Annotated in this window: 20 protein-coding genes and 1 pseudogene; 16 read left to right on the top strand and 5 right to left on the bottom strand. The window is 58.5% G+C overall.

Features of this window, described 5'->3' with window-relative positions; all coding sequences use genetic code 11:
- The first annotated feature begins 432 nt into the window (after nucleotides 1-432).
- From aceA to ACWR1S_RS10185, 16 genes and pseudogenes are all read left to right on the top strand, one after another.
- Nucleotides 433-1758 carry an isocitrate lyase gene (gene aceA, locus ACWR1S_RS10260; RefSeq protein WP_007920195.1) on the top strand — a complete coding sequence of 442 codons (1326 nt, stop codon included), beginning with the start codon at nucleotides 433-435 and terminating at the stop codon, nucleotides 1756-1758.
- Nucleotides 1759-2396: 638 nt separating this feature from the next.
- Nucleotides 2397-2810 (top strand): NADH-quinone oxidoreductase subunit A, encoded by a 414-nt coding sequence (locus ACWR1S_RS10255; RefSeq protein ID WP_003223812.1) that lies wholly within the window; start codon nucleotides 2397-2399, stop codon nucleotides 2808-2810.
- 10 nt (nucleotides 2811-2820) lie between these two features.
- A complete protein-coding gene (locus ACWR1S_RS10250) occupies nucleotides 2821-3495 on the top strand; it encodes a NuoB/complex I 20 kDa subunit family protein (RefSeq protein ID WP_053121628.1) in 675 nt (224 codons plus the stop codon).
- Between the two features lie 73 nt (nucleotides 3496-3568).
- Nucleotides 3569-5353, top strand: a complete 1785-nt coding sequence (nuoC, locus tag ACWR1S_RS10245; protein ID WP_093434270.1) for an NADH-quinone oxidoreductase subunit C/D — start codon at nucleotides 3569-3571, stop codon at nucleotides 5351-5353.
- 2 nt (nucleotides 5354-5355) lie between these two features.
- Nucleotides 5356-5853 (top strand): NADH-quinone oxidoreductase subunit NuoE, encoded by a 498-nt coding sequence (gene nuoE, locus ACWR1S_RS10240; RefSeq protein WP_007920186.1) that lies wholly within the window; start codon nucleotides 5356-5358, stop codon nucleotides 5851-5853.
- Nucleotides 5850-7205 (top strand): NADH-quinone oxidoreductase subunit NuoF, encoded by a 1356-nt coding sequence (gene nuoF, locus ACWR1S_RS10235; RefSeq protein WP_007920184.1) that lies wholly within the window; start codon nucleotides 5850-5852, stop codon nucleotides 7203-7205. Before nuoE ends, nuoF begins: the two co-directional genes overlap by 4 nt.
- Nucleotides 7206-7338: 133 nt before the next feature.
- Entirely contained in the window at nucleotides 7339-10053 is a 2715-nt protein-coding gene (gene nuoG, locus ACWR1S_RS10230; protein WP_273915780.1) for an NADH-quinone oxidoreductase subunit NuoG, read from the top strand.
- The gene (gene nuoH / locus ACWR1S_RS10225; protein ID WP_007920179.1) at nucleotides 10050-11057 is read left to right on the top strand and encodes an NADH-quinone oxidoreductase subunit NuoH; all 1008 of its coding nucleotides are present in this window, start codon (nucleotides 10050-10052) and stop codon (nucleotides 11055-11057) included. The genes nuoG and nuoH overlap by 4 nt, the downstream gene beginning before the upstream one ends.
- 11 nt (nucleotides 11058-11068) lie before the next feature.
- Nucleotides 11069-11617 (top strand): NADH-quinone oxidoreductase subunit NuoI, encoded by a 549-nt coding sequence (gene nuoI, locus ACWR1S_RS10220; protein WP_007920177.1) that lies wholly within the window; start codon nucleotides 11069-11071, stop codon nucleotides 11615-11617.
- A gap of 9 nt (nucleotides 11618-11626) precedes the next feature.
- A complete protein-coding gene (nuoJ, locus tag ACWR1S_RS10215) occupies nucleotides 11627-12127 on the top strand; it encodes an NADH-quinone oxidoreductase subunit J (RefSeq protein WP_007920176.1) in 501 nt (166 codons plus the stop codon).
- 3 nt (nucleotides 12128-12130) lie between these two features.
- Nucleotides 12131-12439 carry an NADH-quinone oxidoreductase subunit NuoK gene (gene nuoK / locus ACWR1S_RS10210; protein WP_003223790.1) on the top strand — a complete coding sequence of 103 codons (309 nt, stop codon included), beginning with the start codon at nucleotides 12131-12133 and terminating at the stop codon, nucleotides 12437-12439.
- On the top strand, nucleotides 12436-14289 hold the full coding sequence (gene nuoL, locus ACWR1S_RS10205) for an NADH-quinone oxidoreductase subunit L (protein ID WP_034155128.1): 1854 nt from the start codon (nucleotides 12436-12438) through the stop codon (nucleotides 14287-14289). The genes nuoK and nuoL overlap by 4 nt, the downstream gene beginning before the upstream one ends.
- A 39-nt stretch (nucleotides 14290-14328) precedes the next feature.
- Entirely contained in the window at nucleotides 14329-15861 is a 1533-nt protein-coding gene (gene nuoM / locus ACWR1S_RS10200; RefSeq protein WP_186622542.1) for an NADH-quinone oxidoreductase subunit M, read from the top strand.
- 7 nt (nucleotides 15862-15868) lie between these two features.
- Nucleotides 15869-17332, top strand: coding sequence for an NADH-quinone oxidoreductase subunit NuoN (gene nuoN / locus ACWR1S_RS10195; RefSeq protein WP_007920173.1), 1464 nt, complete (start codon nucleotides 15869-15871; stop codon nucleotides 17330-17332).
- A gap of 620 nt (nucleotides 17333-17952) precedes the next feature.
- Nucleotides 17953-18045, top strand: a pseudogene (locus tag ACWR1S_RS10190) (transcriptional regulator); the annotation flags it as partial.
- Nucleotides 18046-18622: 577 nt separating this feature from the next.
- Entirely contained in the window at nucleotides 18623-19948 is a 1326-nt protein-coding gene (locus ACWR1S_RS10185) for an OprD family porin (RefSeq protein ID WP_454563390.1), read from the top strand.
- A gap of 155 nt (nucleotides 19949-20103) precedes the next feature.
- On the opposite strand, the gene ACWR1S_RS10180 is transcribed toward ACWR1S_RS10185, so the two are convergent.
- The 5 genes from ACWR1S_RS10180 to ACWR1S_RS10160 all read right to left on the bottom strand — a co-directional run bounded on the left by ACWR1S_RS10180 (nucleotide 20104) and on the right by ACWR1S_RS10160 (nucleotide 22635).
- Nucleotides 20104-20625, bottom strand: a complete 522-nt coding sequence (locus tag ACWR1S_RS10180) for a hypothetical protein (protein ID WP_160058629.1) — start codon at nucleotides 20623-20625, stop codon at nucleotides 20104-20106.
- Nucleotides 20583-20873, bottom strand: coding sequence for a type II toxin-antitoxin system TacA family antitoxin (locus tag ACWR1S_RS10175; protein ID WP_041073246.1), 291 nt, complete (start codon nucleotides 20871-20873; stop codon nucleotides 20583-20585). Before ACWR1S_RS10175 ends, ACWR1S_RS10180 begins: the two co-directional genes overlap by 43 nt.
- Nucleotides 20874-21162: 289 nt before the next feature.
- Nucleotides 21163-21543, bottom strand: coding sequence for a DUF6124 family protein (locus ACWR1S_RS10170; protein WP_454563389.1), 381 nt, complete (start codon nucleotides 21541-21543; stop codon nucleotides 21163-21165).
- A 475-nt stretch (nucleotides 21544-22018) separates the two neighbouring features.
- Entirely contained in the window at nucleotides 22019-22351 is a 333-nt protein-coding gene (locus ACWR1S_RS10165; protein WP_454563388.1) for a DUF2790 domain-containing protein, read from the bottom strand.
- 80 nt (nucleotides 22352-22431) lie between these two features.
- The gene (locus ACWR1S_RS10160) at nucleotides 22432-22635 is read right to left on the bottom strand and encodes a co-regulatory protein PtrA N-terminal domain-containing protein (protein WP_454563387.1); all 204 of its coding nucleotides are present in this window, start codon (nucleotides 22633-22635) and stop codon (nucleotides 22432-22434) included.
- Between the last annotated feature and the right edge of the window lie 51 nt (nucleotides 22636-22686).

Genomic DNA, 22686 nt, shown 5'->3' with positions numbered 1-22686 from the left:
TAGTGCTTGAAAAAAAGCACTACAAAACGTTTGACGAGGCAAAAAAGCGAAGGCATGATGGCCTCGCTCCCGCTAATCAGAGGCCCTGGCAAGGGCCTTCGAAGCGATGTTCGCATCTACCCCGCGAACCGCTTCGTGTCTGTACCGCCCACAAGGTGTGTTTGACGAGGTTGCCGACTGGAACGAAGTTGTCCCGAGGGACGGAAGCGTATTTAGGTAACCCGGCTCCACACTGTAGACCGTATAGAGGCCCACGACGCCCGCATGCGCCCACAGTCCGCCACTACCTGCTCACTTCCCCTCGAGCCCATCGTTCATCCCGTCGCCTACCCCGCCGAATCCGACTTGACCACCTAAGCTTCTGGTCAGCGAGCGCAGGAATTTTCCACCGCAGAACAACTTTTCATAAAAGACGCGACGAGGTTTATCTCCATGGCACTGACACGCGAACAGCAAATTGCAGCCCTCGAAAAAGACTGGGCTGAAAACCCGCGCTGGAAAGGCGTGACACGCACTTACTCCGCTGCTGACGTCGTCCGTCTGCGTGGCTCGGTTCAACCTGAGCACACCTTTGCAAAAATGGGCGCCGACAAGCTGTGGAACCTGGTGACCCAGGGTGCCAAGCCGTCCTTCCGTCCAGAGAAAGATTTCGTCAACTGCATGGGCGCCCTGACCGGCGGCCAGGCTGTTCAGCAGGTTAAAGCCGGTATCCAGGCGATCTACCTGTCGGGCTGGCAAGTGGCTGCGGACAACAACTCCGCAGAATCCATGTACCCGGACCAGTCGCTGTACCCGGTGGACTCGGTGCCAACCGTGGTCAAGCGCATCAACAACTCGTTCCGTCGTGCTGACCAGATCCAGTGGAAAGCCGGCAAGAACCCGGGCGACGATGGCTACATCGACTACTTCGCGCCGATCGTGGCTGACGCTGAAGCCGGTTTCGGCGGCGTACTGAACGCCTACGAGCTGATGAAGAGCATGATCGAAGCAGGCGCCGCCGGCGTTCACTTCGAAGACCAACTGGCTTCCGTGAAAAAATGCGGTCACATGGGCGGCAAAGTACTGGTTCCAACTCAGGAAGCCGTACAGAAGCTGACCGCTGCGCGTCTGGCGGCTGACGTTGCCGGTACCCCGACCATCATTCTGGCCCGTACCGACGCTAACGCTGCTGACCTGCTGACTTCCGATTGCGACCCGTACGACCAGCCGTTCGTGACTGGCGAGCGCACTCAGGAAGGTTTCTACAAGGTCCGTGCCGGTCTGGATCAAGCCATCGCCCGTGGCCTGGCTTACGCGCCATACGCCGACCTGATCTGGTGCGAAACCGCCAAGCCGGATCTGGACGAGGCTCGTCGCTTCGCCGAAGCGATCAAAAAGGAATACCCGGACCAACTGCTGTCGTACAACTGCTCGCCTTCCTTCAACTGGAAGAAAAACCTCGACGACGCGACCATCGCCAAGTTCCAGCGCGAACTGTCTGCCATGGGTTACAAGCACCAGTTCATCACCCTGGCCGGCATTCACAACATGTGGCACAGCATGTTCAACCTGGCGCACGACTACGCCCGCAACGACATGACTGCCTACGTGAAGCTGCAGGAGCAGGAATTCGCCGACGCTGCCAAGGGTTACACCTTCGTGGCCCACCAGCAGGAAGTGGGCACCGGCTACTTCGACGACATGACCACTGTGATTCAAGGTGGCTCGTCCTCGGTAACCGCACTGACCGGTTCGACCGAAGAAGAACAGTTCCACTGATTCGGCTTCGCTGAGCAAACGGCCTCTGCGGATCGTACAGAAAGCTAACCGCAGAGCCGCAAAACTGACGCCCCGACTGGTTCGGGGCGTTTTTTTTGCCCCGATTTAATGAACACCACAAATCCCTGTAGGAGTGAGCCTGCTCGCGATAGAGGTGTGTCAGCTTGCGCATACGGTGACTGACCCACCGCTATCGCGAGCAGGCTCACTCCTACAGGGATCGGCGTCGTTCGGAGAAAACATTGATCCAGAGCGGTACAACCGTCAGAAAAATCCGCTAAAACGGGCGCGGTCGCTACTTGCAGTAACGTGCAAGTAAGACAACTTCCCAACTGACATCCCGTTAAACAGTTACAAAACCACTCCAAACGATATTAATTATCATTTAGCCGCAACTATGTTCGTTACATTCCCTACAAAACATTATTTGCATAAACCCGCCTAATGCCCGCTACGCATGGGCTGCAGGGCATTGGAGATGCGCTATGTCCTTATTCCAATAAATAATTTCGCTATAGGAATTTTACTTGCAGGGTGTTTAGCCATAAAATCAGCGTGATTGATTGCTGCGACATATCGTCACTGCCTATTTCTTTATCAAGCTCAGAGACCTTTGCTCTCTGTTAAGGATTACCAGCATGCCCGAAGCGACAGGACTCATGGCCCACAACTGGGGCTTTGCCATTTTCCTTCTGGGTGTCGTCGGCCTGTGTGCCTTCATGCTTGGCGTCTCCAGCCTCCTCGGGTCAAAAGCCTGGGGTCGCAGCAAAAACGAACCGTTCGAGTCCGGCATGCTACCTACCGGTGGCGCCCGCTTGCGGCTCTCAGCCAAATTCTATCTGGTCGCGATGCTCTTCGTGATCTTCGATATCGAAGCCCTCTTTCTCTTTGCATGGTCTGTGTCCGTCCGCGAAAGCGGCTGGACCGGATTCGTCGAAGCTCTCGTTTTCATAGCAATTCTGTTGGCAGGTCTTGTCTACCTGTTCCGAGTGGGCGCCCTTGACTGGGCTCCGGAAGCTCGTCGCAAGCGGCAGGCGAAGCTGAAACAATGAGGCTTTGGCAATGCAATACAATCTCACCAGGATCGACCCCGATGCTCCTAACGAGCAATATCCGATTGGCGAACGGGAAACCGTCTCCGATCCGTTAGAAGATCAAGTCCACAAAAACATTTTCATGGGCAAGCTGGAAGACGTGCTGAGTGGCGCGGTCAACTGGGGACGTAAAAACTCCCTGTGGCCGTACAACTTCGGCTTGTCGTGCTGCTACGTGGAAATGACCACCGCCTTCACGGCGCCCCACGACATCGCGCGCTTCGGCGCCGAAGTGATCCGGGCATCGCCGCGTCAGGCCGACTTCATGGTTATCGCCGGCACCTGCTTCATCAAGATGGCGCCGATCATCCAACGTCTCTACGAGCAGATGCTCGAGCCGAAGTGGGTGATCTCCATGGGTTCGTGCGCTAACTCCGGTGGCATGTACGACATCTACTCTGTGGTTCAAGGGGTGGACAAGTTCCTGCCCGTGGACGTCTACGTACCTGGCTGCCCTCCTCGTCCGGAAGCATTTCTGCAAGGCTTGATGCTGCTGCAGGAATCGATCGGCAAGGAGCGTCGTCCGCTTTCCTGGGTCGTTGGCGATCAAGGCGTTTATCGCGCCGACATGCCTTCGCAGAAGGAACAGCGCCGCGAACAGCGAATCGCAGTCACCAACCTGCGCAGCCCTGACGAAGTCTGATCCAGATCTGTTCTGACAAAGAAACGAGAAGCTGGCTTCATTCTTTACGTTGACCGAAAGCGAAAAAATAACCATGACTACAGGCAGTGCTCTGTACATCCCGCCTTATAAGGCAGACGACCAGGATGTGGTCGTTGAATTGAACAACCGTTTTGGCCCGGAGGCGTTCACCGCCCAGCCGACCCGCACCGGCATGCCGGTGCTGTGGGTGGCGCGTGCCAGACTCGTCGAAGTCCTGACCTTCCTGCGCAACCTGCCCAAGCCGTACGTCATGCTCTATGACCTGCACGGCGTGGACGAGCGTCTGCGCACCAAGCGTCAAGGGCTGCCGAGCGACGCCGAGTTCACCGTGTTCTATCACCTCATGTCGCTGGAGCGTAATAGTGACGTGATGATCAAGGTCGCCTTGTCCGAGAGCGACCTCAGCTTGCCGACCGTCACCAGCATCTGGCCGAACGCCAACTGGTACGAGCGTGAAGTCTGGGACATGTTCGGTATCGACTTCAAAGGTCACCCGCACCTGTCGCGCATCATGATGCCGCCGACCTGGGAAGGTCACCCGCTGCGCAAGGACTTCCCGGCGCGCGCCACCGAATTCGATCCGTACAGCCTCAACCTCGCCAAGCAACAGCTTGAGGAAGAAGCCGCGCGCTTCCGTCCGGAAGACTGGGGCATGAAGCGTTCCGGCCCGAACGAGGACTACATGTTCCTCAACCTCGGCCCCAACCACCCTTCTGCGCACGGTGCGTTCCGCATCATTCTGCAACTGGACGGTGAAGAGATCGTCGACTGCGTGCCGGACATCGGTTACCACCACCGTGGTGCCGAGAAGATGGCCGAGCGTCAGTCGTGGCACAGCTTCATCCCGTACACCGACCGTATCGACTACCTCGGCGGCGTGATGAACAACCTGCCGTACGTGCTCTCGGTCGAGAAGCTGGCCGGCATCAAGGTGCCTGAGAAGGTCGACGTCATCCGCATCATGATGGCCGAGTTCTTCCGGATCACCAGCCACCTGCTGTTCCTCGGGACTTACATCCAGGACGTCGGCGCCATGACTCCGGTGTTCTTCACCTTCACCGACCGCCAGAAGGCGTACACGGTGATTGAAGCCATTACCGGTTTCCGTCTGCACCCGGCCTGGTACCGCATCGGTGGTGTTGCCCACGACCTGCCACGCGGCTGGGAAAAACTGGTGAAAGACTTCGTTGAATGGCTGCCGAAACGCCTCGACGAATACACCAAGGCTGCCCTGCAGAACAGCATCCTCAAGGGCCGTACCATCGGCGTTGCCCAGTACAACACCAAAGAAGCCCTGGAATGGGGTGTCACCGGTGCTGGCCTGCGTTCGACCGGTTGCGATTTCGACCTGCGTAAAGCGCGTCCGTACTCCGGCTACGAGAACTTCGAGTTCGAAGTACCGCTGGCTGCCAACGGCGATGCCTACGACCGCTGCATGGTTCGCGTCGAAGAGATGCGCCAGAGCATCAAGATCATCGACCAGTGCATGCGCAACATGCCGGAAGGCCCGTACAAGGCGGATCACCCGCTGACCACGCCGCCGCCGAAAGAGCGCACGCTGCAGCACATCGAAACCTTGATCACGCACTTCCTGCAAGTTTCGTGGGGTCCGGTGATGCCGGCCAACGAATCCTTCCAGATGATCGAAGCGACCAAGGGCATCAACAGTTATTACCTGACGAGCGACGGCGGCACCATGAGCTACCGTACCCGGATCCGCACTCCAAGCTTCCCGCATCTGCAACAGATCCCTTCGGTGATCAAAGGCAGCATGGTCGCGGACATGATTGCGTACCTGGGTAGTATCGATTTCGTTATGGCCGACGTGGACCGCTAAGCATGAACAGCACGCTTATCCAGACAGACCGTTTCACCCTCAGTGAAACCGAGCGCTCGGCCATCGAGCACGAGCTGCATCACTACGAAGACCCGCGCGCGGCGTCGATCGAAGCCCTGAAGATCGTTCAGAAAGAACGCGGCTGGGTGCCGGATGGCGCCCTGTACGCGATCGGCGAGATCCTCGGCATCCCGGCCAGCGACGTTGAAGGTGTGGCGACGTTCTATAGCCAGATTTTCCGTCAGCCGGTTGGCCGTCACATCATTCGCGTCTGCGACAGCATGGTCTGCTACATCGGCGGCCACGAGTCAGTGGTCAGCGAAATCCAGAACAATCTGGGCATCGGCCTGGGTCAGACCACCACCGACGGTCGTTTCACCCTGCTGCCGGTCTGCTGCCTCGGCAACTGCGACAAGGCACCGGCGCTGATGATCGACGACGACACCTTTGGTGATGTGCAGCCTGCTGGCGTCGCCAAACTGCTCGAGGGCTACGTATGACCCTGACATCTTTCGGTCCTGCCAACCGCATTCAGCGTTCGGCCGAGACTCACCCGCTGACCTGGCGTCTGCGTGATGACGGCGAAGCCGTGTGGCTCGACGAGTACCAGGCCAAGAACGGTTACGCTGCTGCGCGCAAAGCCTTCGCCGACATGGATCAGGACGCCATCGTCCAGACCGTGAAAGACGCCGGCCTCAAAGGTCGCGGCGGTGCAGGTTTCCCCACGGGCGTGAAGTGGGGCCTGATGCCCAAAGACGAATCCATCAACATCCGCTACCTGCTGTGCAACGCGGATGAAATGGAGCCGAACACCTGGAAAGACCGCATGCTGATGGAGCAACTGCCCCATCTGCTGATCGAAGGCATGCTGATCAGTGCCCGCGCACTGAAAACCTACCGTGGCTACATCTTCCTGCGTGGCGAATACACCACCGCCGCCAAGCACCTCAACCGTGCCGTGGAAGAAGCCAAGGCTGCGGGCCTGCTGGGCAAGAACATTCTGGGCAGCGGCTTCGATTTCGAGCTGTTCGTCCACACCGGCGCCGGGCGTTACATCTGCGGTGAAGAAACCGCACTGATCAACTCCCTCGAAGGCCGCCGCGCCAACCCGCGCTCCAAGCCGCCCTTCCCTGCCGCCGTCGGCGTGTGGGGCAAGCCGACCTGCGTGAACAACGTGGAAACCCTGTGCAATGTGCCGGCGATCATTGCCGACGGCGTTGACTGGTACAAATCGTTGGCGCGTGAAGGCAGCGAAGACATGGGCACCAAGCTCATGGGCTTCTCCGGCAAAGTCAAAAACCCGGGCCTGTGGGAACTGCCATTCGGCGTCACCGGTCGCGAGTTGTTCGAAGACTACGCCGGCGGCATGCGCGACGGTTTCAAACTCAAGGCCTGGCAGCCAGGTGGCGCCGGTACCGGCTTCCTCCTGCCTGAACACCTCGACGCCCAAATGTACGCCGGCGGCATCGCCAAAGTGGGCACCCGTATGGGTACCGGCCTGGCCATGGCGGTGGACGACAGCGTCAACATGGTCTCCTTGCTGCGCAACATGGAGCAGTTCTTCGCTCGCGAGTCGTGCGGTTTCTGCACCCCGTGCCGCGATGGTTTGCCATGGAGCGTCAAGCTGCTGATGGCCATCGAACAAGGCCGCGGTCAGCCAGGTGACATCGAGACCCTGCTGGGTCTGGTCAACTTCCTCGGCCCGGGCAAGACCTTCTGTGCTCACGCACCGGGTGCCGTGGAACCGTTGGGCAGTGCCATCAAATACTTCCGTCCAGAGTTCGAAGCCGGTATCGCGCCAGTCAGCGCCGCCGTCCCGCCTCTGGCAAGGCCGATCGTAATCGGCGCGTAAACGCTTAACAGGTGAAGGGCCTGGGCCCTTCTCCTCCTGCGATGACGCCTTTCGAGGCTGGTTTGATTCGCACGGATAACAAGATTCCATTAGCCACGCCCGCTGACACCGGGCCAACGAAGACCTTTGAACCATGGCCACTATCCACGTAGACGGCAAAGCGCTCGAAGTCGACGGGGCAGACAACCTGTTACAGGCATGTCTGTCGCTGGGCCTCGACATTCCATATTTCTGCTGGCACCCCGCGCTTGGTAGCGTCGGGGCTTGCCGCCAGTGCGCGGTCAAGCAGTACACCGACGAGAACGACACCCGTGGTCGCATCGTCATGTCCTGCATGACCCCTGCCACTGACAACACCTGGATCTCCATCGAAGATGAAGAATCCAAGGCGTTCCGCGCCAGTGTTGTTGAATGGCTGATGACCAACCACCCGCACGACTGCCCTGTGTGCGAAGAAGGCGGTCACTGCCACCTGCAAGACATGACCGTGATGACCGGCCACAACGAGCGCCGTTATCGCTTCACCAAACGCACCCACCAGAATCAGCAACTGGGCCCGTTCATTTCCCACGAAATGAACCGCTGCATCGCTTGCTACCGCTGCGTGCGTTTCTATAAGGATTACGCTGGCGGCACCGACCTCGGTGTGTTCGGCGCCCACGACAACGTGTACTTCGGTCGCGTTGAAGACGGCACCCTCGAAAGCGAGTTCTCCGGCAACCTCACCGAGGTCTGCCCGACCGGTGTGTTCACCGACAAGACGCACTCAGAGCGCTACAACCGTAAGTGGGACATGCAGTTCGCGCCGAGCATCTGCCACGGCTGCTCGAGCGGTTGCAACATTTCCCCGGGCGAGCGTTACGGCGAACTGCGTCGCATCGAAAACCGTTTCAACGGTTCGGTAAACCAGTACTTCCTGTGCGACCGTGGCCGTTTCGGTTATGGCTACGTCAACCGCACCGACCGTCCACGTCAGCCACTGCTGGCCGACGGCACCAAGCTCGGTCTGGATGCTGCACTGGATAAAGCCGCTGACCTGCTGCGCGGTCGCAACATCGTCGGTATCGGTTCGCCGCGTGCCAGCCTCGAAAGCAACTACGCGTTGCGTGAACTGGTTGGCGCCGAGCACTTCTACTCGGGTATCGAAGCCTCCGAACTGGAGCGCATCCGTCTGGTCCTGCAAGTGCTGAAAGACAGCCCGCTGCCAGTGCCGAACATGCGCGACATCGAAGACCACGATGCGATCTTCGTCCTCGGTGAAGACCTGACCCAGACCGCCGCCCGTGTGGCGCTGTCGCTGCGTCAATCGGTCAAAGGCAAAGCTGAAGACATGGCCGAAGCCATGCGCGTTCAGCCTTGGCTCGACGCGGCGGTGAAGAACATCGGTCAGCACGCGCTGAACCCGCTGTTCATCGCCAGCCTGGCGGAAACCAAGCTCGACGACATTGCTGAAGAATGCGTACACGCCGCTCCCGATGACCTGGCGCGCATCGGTTTCGCCGTTGCTCACGCTCTGGATGCCAGCGCCCCGGCCGTTGAAGGTCTGGACGCCGAAGCACTGGAACTGGCCAAGCGCATTGCTGATGCCCTGCTCGCGGCCAAACGTCCGCTGATCATCGCCGGTACTTCGCTGGGCTCCAAAGCCTTGATCGAAGCCGCCGCGAACATCGCCAAGGCCCTGAAGCTGCGCGAGAAAAACGGTTCGATCAGCCTGATCGTCCCGGAAGCCAACAGCCTCGGTCTGGCCATGCTCGGTGGCGAATCGGTCGACGCGGCGCTGCAAGCCGTCATCGACGGTAAGGCTGACGCGATCGTTGTGCTGGAAAACGATCTGTACACCCGCACCGCCAAAGAAAAAGTCGATGCGGCACTGAACGCTGCGCAAGTAGTGATCGTTGCTGACCATCAGAAGACGGCTACCAGCGACCGCGCGCACCTGGTGCTGCCAGCAGCAAGCTTCGCCGAAGGCGACGGTACGCTGGTCAGCCAGGAAGGCCGCGCCCAGCGCTTCTTCCAGGTTTTCGACCCGCAATACATGGATGCGAGCATCCTGGTTCACGAAGGCTGGCGCTGGCTGCACGCCCTGCGCGCCACCCTGCTGAACCAGCCGATCGACTGGACGCAACTCGACCACGTCACCGCTGCCGTTGCTTCGAGCACCGAGCAACTGGCGCGTATCGTCGACGCTGCACCGTCGGCGGCGTTCCGCATCAAGGGTCTGAAACTGGCGCGTGAGCCGCTGCGTTATTCCGGTCGCACCGCGATGCGCGCCGACATCAGCGTTCACGAACCACGCACCCCGCAAGACAAAGACACCGCGTTCGCCTTCTCCATGGAAGGTTACTCGGGCTCTGCCGAACCGCGTCAGCAGGTGCCATTTGCATGGTCGCCGGGCTGGAACTCACCACAAGCGTGGAACAAGTTCCAGGACGAAGTCGGTGGTCACATCCGTGCCGGCGACCCGGGCACCCGCCTGATCGAAAGCACTGGCGACTCGCTGAACTGGTTCGCTGCTGCACCGCGCGCATTCAACCCGGCGCCGGGCACCTGGCAAGCCGTGCCGTTCTTCCACCTGTTCGGCAGCGAAGAGAACTCTTCGAAAGCCGCACCGGTTCAAGAGCGCATTCCGGCTCCATACGTGGCTCTGGCCAAGTCGGAAGCGGATCGTCTGGGCGTCAACGACGGTGCTCTGCTGAGCCTGAACGTGGCCGGTCAGACCCTGCGTCTGCCGCTGCGCATCAATGAAGAACTGGGCGCCGGTCTGGTGGCATTGCCTGCGGGCATCGCCGGCATTCCACCGGCATTCGCCGGCGTATCCGTCGACGGTCTGCAGGAGGCAGCGCAATGACCTGGTTCACCCCTGAAGTGATCGATGTGATCCTCTCGGTCGTCAAAGCCATCGTGATCCTGCTGGCCGTGGTGGTCGCAGGCGCGCTGCTCAGCTTTGTCGAACGTCGCCTGTTGGGCTGGTGGCAGGACCGTTACGGTCCGAACCGCGTTGGCCCGTTTGGTATGTTCCAGATCGCCGCCGACATGCTGAAGATGTTCTTCAAGGAAGACTGGACTCCGCCGTTTGCCGACAAAGTGATCTTCACTTTGGCGCCGGTGGTGGCCATGTCCGCCCTGCTGATCGCCTTCGCGATCATCCCGATCACCCCGACCTGGGGCGTCGCGGATCTGAACATCGGCCTGCTGTTCTTCTTCGCCATGGCCGGTCTTTCGGTCTACGCGGTGCTGTTCGCCGGTTGGTCGAGTAACAACAAGTTCGCCCTGCTCGGCAGCTTGCGTGCCTCGGCGCAGACCGTGTCCTACGAAGTGTTCATGGGCCTGGCCCTGATGGGCATCGTGGTGCAGGTCGGCTCGTTCAACATGCGCGACATCGTCGAGTACCAGGCGCAGAACCTGTGGTTCATCATTCCGCAGTTCTTCGGCTTCTGTACCTTCTTCATCGCTGGCGTCGCCGTGACTCACCGTCACCCGTTCGACCAGCCGGAAGCGGAACAGGAACTGGCCGACGGTTACCACATTGAATACGCCGGTATGAAATGGGGCATGTTCTTCGTCGGTGAATACATCGGCATCATCCTGATCTCGGCGCTGTTGGTCACCCTGTTCTTCGGTGGCTGGCACGGTCCGTTCGGCATCTTGCCGCAACTGGCGTTCGTCTGGTTCGCACTGAAGACCGCGTTCTTCATCATGCTGTTCATCCTGCTGCGCGCTTCCATTCCGCGTCCGCGTTATGACCAGGTGATGGATTTCAGCTGGAAATTCTGCCTGCCACTGACCCTGATCAATTTGCTGGTGACCGCTGCAGTCGTGTTGTGGAACACGCCTGCAGTCGCGGTTCAGTGAGGATTTGACCCATGTTCAAATATATTGGCGACATCGTTAAGGGTACCGGTACCCAGTTGCGCAGCCTGGTCATGGTCTTCGGCCATGGCTTTCGCAAGCGCGACACCCTGCAATACCCGGAAGAAGCGGTCTACCTGCCACCCCGCTACCGTGGTCGTATCGTCCTGACCCGCGACCCCGATGGCGAAGAGCGTTGCGTAGCCTGCAACCTGTGCGCCGTGGCTTGCCCGGTGGGTTGCATCTCGCTGCAGAAAGCTGAAACCGAAGACGGTCGCTGGTACCCGGACTTCTTCCGTATCAACTTCTCGCGCTGCATTTTCTGCGGTCTCTGCGAGGAAGCCTGTCCGACCACCGCAATCCAGCTGACCCCGGATTTCGAGATGGCCGAGTTCAAACGTCAGGACCTGGTGTACGAGAAAGAAGATCTGTTGATCTCCGGCCCCGGCAAAAATCCTGATTACAACTTCTATCGTGTTGCAGGTATGGCAATCGCTGGCAAGCCGAAAGGCTCCGCACAGAACGAAGCCGAACCGATCAACGTGAAGAGCTTGCTGCCTTAAGGAAGAACGATGGAATTCGCTTTCTATTTCGCATCGGGTATCGCTGTTGTGTCCACGCTTCGCGTAGTCACCAACACCAACCCTGTGCACGCCCTGCTCTACCTGATCATCTCGTTGATCGCCGTGGCCATGACCTTCTTCGCACTAGGCGCGCCGTTCGCCGGCGTGCTGGAAGTGATCGCCTACGCCGGCGCCATCATGGTGCTGTTCGTGTTCGTGGTGATGATGCTGAACCTGGGCCCGGCCTCGGTTCAGCAAGAACGCGTCTGGCTCAAGCCCGGCATCTGGGCCGGTCCGGTGATTCTCGCCGCGCTGCTGCTGGCCGAACTGCTGTATGTGCTGTTCGCTCATCAGAGCGGCCAGGCCATCGGCCACACCACCGTAGACGCGAAAGCCGTGGGCATCAGCCTGTTCGGTCCGTACCTGCTGGTGGTCGAACTCGCCTCGATGCTGCTGCTCGCTGCAGCCGTCACGGCGTTCCATTTGGGCCGTAACGAGGCGAAGGAGTAAGACATGCCTGCTATCCCTCTCGAGCATGGATTGGCCGTTGCCGGCATCCTGTTCTGCCTTGGTCTGGTCGGCCTGATGGTCCGCCGCAACATTTTGTTCGTGTTGATGAGTCTGGAAGTGATGATGAACGCCTCTGCACTGGCGTTCATTGTTGCTGGTGCCCGTTGGGGCCAGCCGGATGGACAGATCATGTTCATCCTGGTGATCAGCCTTGCAGCCGCCGAGGCCAGTATTGGTCTGGCGATCCTGCTGCAACTGTATCGCCGCTTCCACACGCTCGATATCGACGCTGCCAGTGAGATGCGCGGATGAACCTGATCTTTCTGACTTTCGTATTCCCTCTGATCGGTTTCCTGCTGCTGTCGTTCTCCCGTGGACGCTGGTCGGAAAACCTCTCGGCGCTGATCGGCGTGGGTTCCATTGGCTTGTCGGCGATCGTCGCCGCCTACGTCATCTGGCAATTCAACGTCGCACCTCCCGAGGGCGGTCACTACACCCTGGTGCTGTGGAAGTGGATGGCGGTCGAAGGCTTCAAGCCTGACTTCGCCCTCTACGTCGACGGCCTGTCGATCACCATGCTCGGCGTGGTGGTTGGCGTCGGTTTCCTGATCCACCTGTTCGCGTCCTGGTACATGCGCGGTGAAGCGGGCTACTCGCGCTTCTTCTCGTACACCAACCTGTTTATCGCCAGCATGCTGTTCCTGGTGCTCGGCGATAACCTGTTGTTCCTGTACTTCGGCTGGGAAGGCGTGGGCCTGTGCTCGTACCTGTTGATCGGTTTCTATTACAGCAACCGCAACAACGGTAACGCCGCACTCAAAGCCTTCATCGTGACCCGGATCGGCGACGTGTTCATGGCCATCGGCCTGTTCATCCTGTTCCAGCAAGTGGGCACGCTGAACATCCAGGAACTGCTGGTGCTGGCACCGCAGAAATTCCAGGTCGGCGACTTCTGGATCACCCTGGCAACCCTGATGTTGCTGGGTGGCGCGGTCGGTAAATCGGCACAACTGCCGCTGCAAACCTGGCTCGCGGACGCGATGGCCGGCCCGACTCCGGTGTCGGCACTGATCCACGCCGCAACCATGGTGACTGCTGGTGTCTACCTGATCGCCCGTACCCACGGCCTGTTCACCCTGGCCCCGGAAATCCTGCACCTGGTCGGCATCGTTGGTGGTGTGACGCTGGTGCTGGCAGGTTTCGCCGCGCTGGTACAAACCGACATCAAACGTATCCTCGCCTACTCGACCATGAGCCAGATCGGCTACATGTTCCTGGCGCTGGGCGTTGGTGCATGGGATGGCGCGATTTTCCACCTGATGACCCACGCCTTCTTCAAGGCCCTGCTGTTCCTTGCTTCCGGTGCGGTGATCGTTGCCTGCCACCACGAGCAGAACATCTTCAAGATGGGCGGTCTGTGGAAAAAACTGCCACTGGCCTACGCCAGCTTCATCGTCGGCGGCGCTGCACTGGCTGCTTTGCCACTGGTCACCGCAGGCTTCTACTCCAAGGACGAAATCCTTTGGGAAGCGTTCGCCAGCGGCAACCACGGTCTGCTTTACGCAGGTCTGGTCGGCGCGTTCATGACGTCGCTGTACACCTTCCGCCTGATCTTCATCACGTTCCACGGTGAAGCCAAGACCGAAGCCCACGCCGGTCACGGCATCTCGCACTGGCTGCCACTGTCGGTGCTGATCGTGCTGTCGACTTTCGTCGGCGCGATGATCGTGCCACCGCTGCACGGCGTACTGCCAGAAAGCGTTGGCCATGCCGGTGGCGAAGCCAAGCACAGCCTGGAAATCGCTTCGGGCGCCATTGCCCTGGCCGGTATCCTGCTGGCAGCGCTGCTGTTCCTCGGCAAGCGTCGCTTCGTCACGGCAGTCGCCAACAGCGGCATCGGCCGTTTCCTTTCGGCCTGGTGGTTCGCCGCCTGGGGCTTCGACTGGATCTACGACAAACTGTTCGTCAAGCCTTACCTGGCGATCAGCCATGTACTGCGCAAAGACCCGCTCGACCAGACCATCGGTCTGATCCCGCGTATGGCCAAGGGTGGTCACACTGCCCTGAGCCGCACCGAGACCGGTCAACTGCGTTGGTACGCTGCTTCGATGGCTGCTGGTGCCGTGCTGGTGATTGGCGCCATCGTGCTGGTAGCGGTCTGATATGAACCTTGCGAATTTGCGAAAGGAAACGAGCCCGTCATGATTCTGCCTTGGCTAATCCTGATCCCCTTCATCGGCGGCCTGCTGTGCTGGATGGGTGAGCGCTTCGGCGCTACCCTCCCGCGCTGGATTGCGCTGTTGACCATGACCCTGGAACTCGCCCTCGGCCTCTGGCTGTGGGCCCACGGTGACTATTCATTTGCGCCGGCGCCTGGCGCCGATCCGACCTGGGCGCTTGAGTTCAAGCATGTCTGGATCCAGCGTTTCGGCATCAACGTGCACCTGGCCCTCGACGGCCTGTCGCTGTTGATGATCCTGCTGACCGGTCTGCTGGGTATCCTCTCGGTACTCTGCTCGTGGAAAGAGATTCAACGTCACGTTGGCTTCTTCCACCTGAACCTGATGTGGATCCTGGGCGGCGTGGTTGGCGTGTTCCTCGCCCTCGACCTGTTCATGTTCTTCTTCTTCTGGGAAATGATGCTGGTGCCGATGTACTTCCTCATCGCGCTCTGGGGTCACAGTTCTTCGGACGGCAAGAAAACCCGAATCTACGCAGCGACCAAGTTCTTCATCTTCACTCAGGCGTCCGGCCTGATCATGCTGGTGGCGATCCTGGGTCTGGTGCTGGTCAACTTCAACAACACTGGCGTGATTACTTTCAACTACGCCGACCTGTTGAAAACCAAGATGTCGATGACCACCGAGTACATCCTGATGCTCGGCTTCTTCATCGCCTTCGCGGTCAAGCTGCCCGTCGTACCGTTCCACTCGTGGTTGCCTGATGCCCACGCCCAGGCGCCGACTGCCGGTTCCGTCGACCTCGCCGGTATCTTGCTGAAAACCGCTGCCTACGGTCTGCTGCGTTTCGCCCTGCCGCTGTTCCCGAATGCTTCGGCCGAGTTTGCGCCGATCGCCATGACCCTCGGTCTGGTCGGGATCTTCTACGGTGCGTTCCTTGCTTTCGCACAAACCGACATCAAGCGTCTGATTGCCTTCTCGTCCGTTTCCCACATGGGTTTCGTATTGATCGGCATCTACTCCGGCAGCCAACTGGCGCTGCAAGGTGCAGTGATCCAGATGTTGGCGCACGGTGTCTCGGCAGCCGCGCTGTTTATCCTCAGCGGTCAGTTGTACGAGCGTCTGCACACGCGTGACATGCGTGAGATGGGCGGTCTGTGGTCGCGTATCGCTTACCTGCCGGCGATCAGCCTGTTCTTCGCAGCCGCGTCCCTGGGCTTGCCGGGTACCGGTAACTTTGTCGGTGAATTCCTGATCCTGATCGGCACTTTCGCCAGCGCTCCATGGATCACCGCGATTGCCACGTCCGGTCTGGTGTTCGGTTCGGTCTACTCGCTGATCATGATCCACCGTGCCTACTTCGGTCCGTCGAAATCGGATTCGATCCTGCACGGTATGGACGCTCGCGAACTGATCATGGTGCTGGGCCTTGCGGTGCTGCTGATTTACCTCGGCGTCTACCCGCAACCGTTCCTCGACACGTCTGCCGCCACGATGCATGGCGTGCAGCAGTGGCTCGGCACCGCCTTCACTCAACTCGCTTCGGCCCGGTAAGAGCGCTATGGAATTCACGATTCAACACTTTATTGCGCTTGCGCCACTGTTGATCACCAGCCTCACCATTATCGTGGTGATGCTGGCAATCGCCTGGCGCCGCAACCACTCGCAGACCTTCCTGATCTCGGTCGCCGGTCTGAACCTGGCCTTGCTGTCGATCCTCCCAGCCCTGAAAGTCGCGCCTCTGGCCGTGACCCCGTTGCTGCAAATCGACACCTTCGCTTGCCTGTACATGGCGCTGATCCTGGTCGCCACCCTCGCCTGCGTCACCCTCGCCCACGCCTATTTGGGTGATGGCGGGTCGGGTTACCCGGGCAACCGTGAAGAACTGTACTTGCTGATCCTGATGGCCGCTGCTGGTGGTCTGGTTCTGGTCAGCGCGCAGCACCTGGCCGGTTTGTTCATCGGTCTGGAACTGCTCTCGGTGCCGGTTTACGGTCTGGTGGCTTACGCCTTCTTCAACAAGCGTTCGCTGGAAGCCGGCATCAAATACATGGTGCTGTCAGCCGCCGGTTCCGCGTTCCTGTTGTTCGGTATGGCGCTGCTGTACGCCGATTCGGGTTCGCTGAGCTTCGTCGGTATCGGTCAGGCCTTGGCTGCGACTGGCCTGCCTAGCTCGCTGGCGCAACTGGGCCTGGGCATGATGCTGATCGGTCTGGCGTTCAAGCTGTCGCTGGTTCCGTTCCACCTGTGGACGCCGGACGTCTACGAAGGTGCCCCGGCACCGGTGGCCGCGTTCCTCGCGACTGCTTCGAAGGTTGCGGTGTTTGCGGTGATGGTGCGTCTGTTCCAGATCTCCCCTGCTGCCAGCAGCGGCGTCCTGAGCGACGTGCTGACCGTCATCGCCATCGCCTCGATCCTGTTCGGTAACCTGTTGGCCCTGACCCAGAGCAACCTCAAGCGTCTGCTCGGTTACTCGTCCATCGCGCACTTCGGCTACCTGCTGATCGCCCTGGTGGCGAGCAAGGGTCTGGCGGTGGAAGCCATCGGCGTGTACCTGGTCACCTACGTAATCACCAGCCTCGGCGCCTTCGGCGTAATCACCCTGATGTCCTCGCCGTACAACGGCCGTGACGCGGACGCCCTGTACGAATACCGCGGCCTGTTCTGGCGCCGTCCGTACCTGACCGCCGTGCTGACCGTGATGATGCTGTCCCTGGCCGGTATCCCGCTGACCGCTGGCTTCATCGGCAAGTTCTACATCATCGCTACCGGTGTTGAATCGCATCAGTGGTGGTTGGTCGGTTCGCTGGTGCTGGGCAGCGCCATCGGCGTCTTCTACTACCTGCGCGTGATGGTCACCCTGTACCTGATCGAGCCAAACCTGCGTCGCCACGACGCCCAGTTGCACTGGGAACAGAAGGCAGGCGGCGTAATGCTGCTGGCCATCGCCCTGGTCGCGTTCTTCCTGGGTGTGTACCCGCAGCCATTGCTGACTCTGGTTCAGCAGGCGGGTCTGGCGGGCTGATAGCTTGGCTGGTTAGAAATGAAAACGGCACCTTCGGGTGCCGTTTTTGTTTTTGTGGGATTTTTTACCAATGCTATGCCCTTCCTACTGAAATCCCCGAAATCTCGCGCCCTACTGTTGGGTTCCTCCTACAGCCAGAATTTGGCTTTTTGCTTATCTTGTTCGACGTAAAAGACATCGATCCAAATCGAGTCCGTCTTCAGGAACGAGAAAATAAAACTCCAGCGGAAATCAGAAATGAACAACACAAATGGCCAATCAAAACCTGAGGACGCGACCAGACCGACACCTCCCCATAAACCTTCTGTTCCGGTTGTACGTCGCGTCGTGAACGAGAAAGTCATTAACCGTAAAGAAATAGCGCTGGATCGCAAGTAACGTAGAAGCACAAAAGTCTACTAGCTACGCAAAACGGCACCTTCGAGTGCCAGTTTCGTTTTGTAGAGTTACCGTCAAAAGATCACAGCCTTTAGGAGATGCCGAAGACTGAGGTCTTTTGATCTCAACGCCCTCCCCTTTTTAGGAATTTGCCTGCAAACCCCTGAGCAATGGCTGACATTCCGTAGAAGACATTTTTCGTTAAATTCGGGGATCACATATCAAGTGGAGATCCACGAACCATGAAGCGGGATATTTATTCAGAATTGATGAATGGCCTTGATGCGTTAGCCGAAGAACGCCAAGGCAAAATCACCTTGAAGAAGACCCGGGTAACACGGATCGGCGCCATGAAAGGCAAACTCATACTTCCCGCCGAAATTGATGCATCTGTATCACATGGCTTGCTGGATACCTTCGAAAGATAAAAGCCACATCCGCTCACATGTGATCTATCAGAATCATCCGGATTACTGTGGGAGCGAGCCTGCTCCGGGCGGCGTTCCGACGAAGGCGTCGGCACATCAACCCTCTTCAGAGCCTGGCACTCCGCTTTCGCGAGCAGGCTCACTCTTACAGATTGTGTGTCGATCCCAACACTCAGGTACACCTCAGACCACTTGTGGGAGCGAGCCTGCTCGCGAAGGTGTAGGCACTTTCAACATCTTGATTGGCTGACACTCCGCTTTCGTCGGAACGCCGCCCGGAGCAAGCTCGCTCTCACAGGTTTGCGTGGCGTTCACACAATCCCGGTACAGACACATGACGAAATTGTAATTCCCTCATCACCTTGGCGTTATCCGCAGCTTGCAACGATGTCACCCGGCGACCATGCCGGCGGGCCCTGCTCCGCCGAACAATAAAACCCACGCCGAAGCACGTTCCCGTTCTGCCGAACCCAAGGAGTGTTTGATGGTTAACCCTACAAAAATATCGATGGCCGCTTTAGCGGTGGTGGTCGGCGCCGCGCCGTCCATGGTGTTTGCAGAAGACAAGCCTGAAGGCTTTGTCGAAGGCAGCAGCCTGACGGTGCTCAACCGTAACTTCTACTTCAATCGTGATCATCGCAACGGCCAGTCCAGCCCGACCGGCAACGGTTATTCCGAAGCCTGGGCGCATGCCGTGATCAGCAAATTCGAATCCGGTTTCACTCAAGGCACCGTCGGCGTCGGTGTCGATGCGTTTGCGATGATTGGTCTGAAACTCGACACCGGTGACGGCCGTAATGGCGGGCGCAGTTCGTTTGATGTGTTGCCGGTCAACAGCGACGGCGAAGCGCGGGACGAATACACCAAGGTCGGCGGCGCCGCGAAAATCCGGGCGTTCGATACGGTGGTCAGGGTCGGTGATGTGTTCCCGGCCAACCCGATGGTCGCGGCCGGTGACTCGCGCTTGCTGCCGGAAAGCTTCCGCGGGGTGACGGCGAGCAACACCAGCATTGAAGGTCTGTCGGTGCAGGGCGGTCGATTGCATGCGATGAGCCAACCGGTGTCCAGCGACATGCGCGAGAACTTCGCGACCTTCTACGCAGGCCCAGTCAATTCGCCGTGGATCGCGTATGGCGGCGGCGATTACGTGCTGAACAAAAACCTCAGTTTCAGCCTCTATTCCAGCCGCCTCAAGGATGCGTGGAATCAGTATTACGCCGGTACTGCCTGGACCTATCCGCTGTCCGATGATCTGTCGCTGTTCGGTGGCCTGAACTATTACAAAGCCGTCGATGAAGGCAAACAACTGCTAGGCGAATTCGACAACAACATCTGGAGCGGTCGCGTCGGCGTGAAACTCGGCGCCCACTCGGTCGCCCTCTCCCGCCAGCGCAACAACGGTAATGACGACTTCGATTACCTGCGCCAGTCCGACTCGATATTCCTCGACAACTCGATCCAGTACAGCGACTTCAACTCGCCGAAAGAACGTTCGTGGATGGTGCGGTATGACCTCGACATGACGACCTATGGCGTGCCCGGTCTGTCATTCATGACCCGTTACGCACGCGGCACCGACGCCGATTATTCGAACGCCAACGCCGTGTACATACGCCGCGATGCCGAGGGTAATCCGCTGACCGATCAGAAACGTTGGGAGCGCGATATCGAAGTCAAATACGTGGTGCAAAGCGGTTCGATGAAAGACCTGTCGCTGCGCTTGCGCCAGGCCACAACTCGCGCCACGGCGTTCGAGTCGGATCTGGATGAAGTGCGGGTGATTGTCGAGTATCCGCTGGCGATTCTCTGATTGCGCGGTTGATGCAAATTCACCTTTAGAAGCTCCTTGCTCCTTTGGTAAGAGGTGAATCTTTTGGCGTCCTTCGGGGCGCTTTTTTTGCGCTGCGGTCGCGACATAATCAACCCGCTATCGAGACAACCTAGCGGGTAGCTGAAAGCCAAGCTTTAGCGTAAAGGCAGCATCAGGGTTATAGGGGAAATGTCGGGGCACGGAATGAATCCCGCGTACTTGATATAAAAGCTCGACAGCCGATCATTCAAGGGATGAACAATTATTGCGCTGGATCCGATCGACTGAGACGCGTTGAGGGCTCTTTCAATCGCATCTTGCAGTAAATCGACAGCGAAACCTTGGCCCTGAGCTTCGCGCGTTACCCCCATACGCCCCAATAGAGTTACCGGATGGACACTGGGCGAATTGCGTTGACTGCTTTTCGGCATGACGCTGGCACGGGCGACTGATCCGCTGGAGAGCGTGTAATAGGCCATCACATTCGACGTGCCTTTGAGGCAACTGACGTACACAACAGCCTGCTTGGTGGATTGGGCTTTTCGCGCCTTCCTCTGCAGGTAATGGTCAATGGTCACCTCACCAGAATCGAAAGCATTGAGCTCGTGTAGGTCGTTGAGCTTCTCGGGGGCGGTCAACTCCAACGTTTTGGACGTGCGAGCAGTTGGTGCAGGCATTCGTTACCTCGAGCCGGATTGGCTTCAATAGCCTGTTCGAATGCGTCAAATGCGCTGTCGTCGAGAAGGAACAGTCGTTTATCCAGAATCACCTCTTCAGCTTTTTGGCAGGCAGCTTCCAGGATAAAACTTGTGCGATCACGACCAGACATGGCGGCTGCCAAATCGATCAGATTACGTTTCTTTTCGTCCGCTCTCATGTTGATTGGAACGGGTTTGGATTTTTCAACGCTTTCAGTTGTGGACATTTGTTCTGTTTCCCATCTGGGTAGGTGATGTTGGAACTGGAGCCTCCTTATGGCGTTAGCACATCAGCTTTTGTTTACTTTTCATTTTCTGACTCCTTGAGTGGCCCGGAGAGGTTTAGGCCATGCTCTTAACGTGAGATCTAACGTTTGAGGTGCGAAGCCATGTGAGCAGCTTCGGAGTCGATTCTATACCGACCGTGTAGCTAATGCATATACGCGTATAGCTTTAAGATACACGGTCATTTTATTTAGTCTGGCGAGAAAGAGATCCTCGCCAAAGGACCTTTGCCTACGTCGTGACCTCCACGTTATCCAGCGCTTTGTTCACCGCCAGTTCGCCGAGCATGACCACCTGCGCGATACCGAGAAGGGTCTTGCGATGGGTGCCGCCTAATAGCGCGGCGAAGTCGCCGAGCATCACCGTGGCCGAGGCCAGGGATTCGCTGGCGTTGGCCAGTAGTGATTCGTTGTCGGCTTTGGGATTGACCAGGAACATCTGGTTGGGGATGTACGGTGCGGACATGATGGCGACTGAGGGTTTGAGGTAGAAATCGAGGGCGCGGTCGGCGGCTTCGTGAAGTTTTTTAGTTTCGACGGAGGCGTAGGGGGATGTTGAGTTGGCGTCCGGGATGACGTCTGTTTCGGGGGGATTCGGGGTTGGCTTTTTCATAATGTTTTACTCAGCTTGAAGGTGGAGCTGGCCCTTTCGGTTCCACGCGAAAGGGTGGCAGCTGTACGCAGGTTGGAACCCGGGCAACTGAGCAAACCCGACAGACTCGAAGTCTCCCGCGCACAGCCGCCATAACGGAGTGCACACATGAAAGTGCACAAGCATACGTCATGAACAGTGCGTTTTGCTTCAGTTGAGCCGCGGGGTTCCAATCCCGATCGCTGAATTGGCAGCGACCCACACAGGCTAGAGAGCGGACGTCCGACGGACAACCTGAAAACATTGTGGGAAGCTTCCGCACTTCTCACACAACCTTTAAACATCACGAATTGAAATACGCAGCGTGATATTGAAATTCGGCCCCTGTAGGAGCTGCCGAAGGCTGCGATCTTTTGATCTTGATCTTTAGAATCAAAGTCAAAAGATCGCAGCCTTCGGCAGCTCCTACACGGGGCCGCGTTCTGGCGTGGCGGATTCAGCTTCCGCCGTTTCGACATACGCCCATCACGTTGTACTTGATGGTGTTGAGCTGGCCTTTGGAGTCCTCGTAGGTCATCGCGGTGGGCACCACTTTGCACGCAGGCTGTGGCTTCACCACGCTCACCACCTTGACCACGTCCAGCTTCATGCCGTATTCGTAATCCTTCACCGCCGGCGGCGCTTTGCCCTGGTTGGCGGCGTACTGTTCCATGGCTTTGCTGTTGGCGCTGAGCGCGCGTTCAAAGGTGCGGTCACCACCGCCTTCGGCCAGCACATTCACCGACATCGCCATGACAGCGGCGAATGCGATCAACTTGAGTACTTTCATATCCATTTCCTTCCCGTCCGGGCTTGAAAAAAAAGCCCGGCATCGATGCGCGATGAAGGGCTTGTTCAGGTGCAGCAGGCTTACAGATCGCGGGTTTTGTCGTCTTTCTTGTCAGTGACGACCACCGGGTTGCCGGCGGCTTTTTCCTTGGCGACGAAGAGTTCCATGGAGCGGTCGTTGCTGCTCATCATCCGCTCGAATGTGCGGTCGCCGCCGCCTTCGGCCAGGGCCACAGAAGAGATCGCCAGAGCAGCGGCGAAGGCAGTGAGTTGGGCAAGTTTCATCGTTGATTCCTCGTTTAAGTAACTGACGGGATCAAGGTAACAATCCGAACC

The sequence above is a fragment of the Pseudomonas sp. AIG genome (assembly GCF_977020205.1).
Note: the sequence above shows the minus strand (reverse complement) of the source record. Positions and strands in the feature narration are given on the sequence as shown.